The following is a 3,120-nucleotide window of genomic DNA, read 5'->3' on the forward strand; positions in this document are numbered from 1 at the left end:
GAAGCGGCGTGTCAATTTGCGCACAAGCTTCTCTAGCATTTTTCCTCCGGCGTTTTTTCAGTGCCTAGAAATAAGAAACCGGCGCTTATCGGCATCGCAAACCAAAGCGCTAAGATGTACCCTGACCCGCTCAACCCTTCGGAATACAGACAATATCGCCATCCCGACCCCTTGGATCGGCAAGATTATCCTCGATACTGTACACGCTGTAATTCTGCTGCTCGATGAAAGAAACGAGATCGTCGCGGCTGCCGCCCAATGTGCCGAGCATTTTCTCGGATATTTCGGAGATGATAACAGGCCGCCACTTTCGCAGCGTTTCGCAGGCGCCCTTCAGCACACCGAGCTCTGCGCCCTCCACGTCGACCTTCATAAGTGCCGGGCGTAACCCGTGCTCAGCTACCAGTGTATCGACGGTCGTCATAGGAACCAATTCCGTTACAACCTGCGTTGCGGCATCTACTACGGAAGGATGAGTCATCGTGCCGATTGTCGAATATTCTTCCCGGCCGACGATCTGGCTGATCTCGATAGATCCCTTCTGATCCGAGACAGCTGTTTTAACGGTTACCACATTGGTAACACCGTTACGTTCTATGTTCTTCTGGAGCCGATTGAAGGCGCCGCTTGTGGGCTCGATGGCCAGAACCCTGCCATCGTGCAAGCGTGAAGCAGCAGCAACGGCGAAAAGGCCGATGTTCGCGCCGACGTCAACAAAGTCCATATCTGATTTGAGATGCTTAATCAGAATTGCAAGGATGTCGGGCTCGTAATCACCATAACGCGCGATCCGAACAAGCAGTGCTGACTTCGCTGGTGTGAGAAATGACCCGCCATAATTCGGCATAGATATGCTTACGTCGGAGTCAATGCGCCCCGCCAATCTTGCCATGCTAGTATAGAACACAGCTTCCTTTCGATGGCGATACCTGCGATATAGCCCCCTGTCACCTCCGATAATCTTCGAAAGAATCGGATGCCGCTGGACAAAGAGTTTGATGCTCACTTGCTGCCCCCCAATCTATCCAATGCACGGCACCGCAATGATTTGCTCGCAAGTGCGGAACGACACGAATTGTCCTAACAGCGCGGTTGGCTAGTGGGAAGCTTGCATGACCTAGATAGGCCGTCAGGCTCCGGGCAACCTCGGCGCGATAAAGTCTGACGGCGGCGCGAGCTTGCCGGCCTCGTCGCGCACATCGGTCGCACCGCGACAGGATCTAAGGAGATCAGCCGCTGACGGTTAGCTGACGCTCGTAAGTCTCTGAAGGAGAGCAAGGCAAATAAAGCGTGCTGGAGACGTTCGCGCGTGCTGGTGTTGGCAGGCAGCAATGCGCGTTAATCGTGAGGCGTCGAACCACACACCTGGCAGCGCAATGTGCCTAGCGTAGCGAGCCAGCAATCAGCCGCGCGGGACTGGCCTTCAGGCGTCCACCTTTTTCTCCTGTATCGCTTCCACAACTTCATGCAGTTGCTGGGTGCGATCGACTAAACCGTTGGTCGCCTCACCAACCATCAGCGATAATTCCGCCTGAAGCCGCCGCAACTGCCGCATCATCTGAAACAAGCCGCATAGGATCAGAAACTGCGCCATCTCTATGGCCAGCAGGAACGCGAAGCGCATACTCATTGCAAACCTCCGATCGGAGCCCCTTTAAGACCGGGGCGATCGTTCCGCCACGGTCCTTTCTCCTCGCCCACGATAGCCTTGATGGTGTCCAAAATCTCCGGGGCGACCTCCGTCATTCGGAACCGTTCGTCGAAAAGACGGCGTGCCGCAGCCGCCATTTGCTCCCGCGCCTCGGGCGTCCTTCCCAGCCAGTCGCGGAGCTGCCGTTGCACCGACGGCGCGTTGTCGTCGGCAATGATGCCCGCGCCGGCCGCGGCAACCTCCCGCCAGATGTTGACCTTGTTGGTGATGAGCACCGGCGTGCCGCACGCCATCGCCTCTGCCACCACGATCCCGAAATTTTCCTGGTGTGACGGCAGCACGAAGGCCTCCGCGGCGCGATAGGCCGCCCACTTCTCCGCGCCGAACAGCGGGCCAGGCCACAGGACCCGCGCGCCAATGCCGAGGGAGGAGGCCAGAGCCATGAGATCCGCCTGCCGCTGCTGCTGATCCGGACCGGCAATGACGAGGTCCACATCCGGATAGTCCGCGGCGACGCCGGCGAATGCGCGGATGAGATCGTCGCACCCCTTCTTCTCGTGAATCCGGCTGAGGAACAGCAGGATGCGGCGCCCGGCCAAGGCGGGCACGCGCTCAAGCAGGCGCGCAACGTCGGCAGGGCCGGTTTCGGGCGGCGCGGCGGTGCCATAGCCGACCACCTTTTCGCGATAGGGGTGGCCCCAGAAACTGGTCCGGGCGAGGATCTTCTCCTCCTCTGATGTGAACATCACGCGCAGCGCATGCGCGAGCAGCGGGCCTTCAAACAAGGTCCAGGAGATTTGCTTGGCGATGTGCTTGAGGGGGTAACGCCGCTTGAACCAGGGATCCATCATGCCGTGGGTGAACACGAAATAGGGGAAACCACTTTTCGGCAGTACCCGGCTGGCGCCGAACGAACAGTAATTCCACAGGCCATGGACGATCGCGACATCGAAGCGGTGCATGTTGGCGCGCAGCCAGGGGACGTAGCGCGGCTGATAGCCGTAGTGGCGCAGGAACCTGTTCCACGGGTTGCGCCGCGGTGGCTCCGCTGCCTCGCCCAGGCAGTGGAGCGCGACCGGGTAGTTGGCGGCCCAAGGCTGTCCGGGGGGATCAAGCGTGGCGATTTCGCGGATGGCGGCGTTGCGATAGCCGCCGGTCACCTGTTCCTGGCGCAATATCCCTTCAATCGGGCCCCCCGTGGCCGGATCCGCCGAGGCGATGAGATGCAATATCTTGATCTGCATGTGTTTGCGCGCTCCCCCAACGGCTGCGTCTTTCCCCTAATCCGCACCCTTTCGGATCCGCTGCGTCTTACACATCATCGTCCCCCGCCGGCTGACGCCGCAGGTGCGGTTCGCCCATCGGAAAGGCCTGCGCCACCCCCAGCCCCAGCAAAGCCGCGAAGATATATTGCACGCCGGGGATCTGAAGACTGAAATCCAGGGCCGAATGCACCGCGACCAGCACGC

At 59.8% G+C, this 3,120-nt stretch carries 3 protein-coding genes; all 3 read right to left on the reverse strand.

Going from position 1 to position 3,120, the window contains the following annotated elements; translation table 11 throughout:
• Nucleotides 1-130 precede the first annotated feature (130 nt).
• On the reverse strand, nt 131-847 hold the full coding sequence (locus tag ACOJSI_RS05180; RefSeq protein ID WP_420137194.1) for an FkbM family methyltransferase: 717 nt from the start codon (nt 845-847) through the stop codon (nt 131-133).
• 576 nt (nt 848-1,423) lie between these two features.
• Complete coding sequence (locus tag ACOJSI_RS05185; RefSeq protein WP_420137195.1) at nt 1,424-1,630, reverse strand: hypothetical protein; 207 nt, start codon at nt 1,628-1,630, stop codon at nt 1,424-1,426.
• Entirely contained in the window at nt 1,627-2,895 is a 1,269-nt protein-coding gene (locus tag ACOJSI_RS05190; RefSeq protein ID WP_420137196.1) for a glycosyltransferase, read from the reverse strand. Before ACOJSI_RS05190 ends, ACOJSI_RS05185 begins: the two co-directional genes overlap by 4 nt.
• Between the last annotated feature and the right edge of the window lie 225 nt (nt 2,896-3,120).

It is taken from the genome of Sphingomonas sp., assembly GCF_048595155.1.
Classification (GTDB): Bacteria; Pseudomonadota; Alphaproteobacteria; order Sphingomonadales; family Sphingomonadaceae; genus Sphingomonas_I.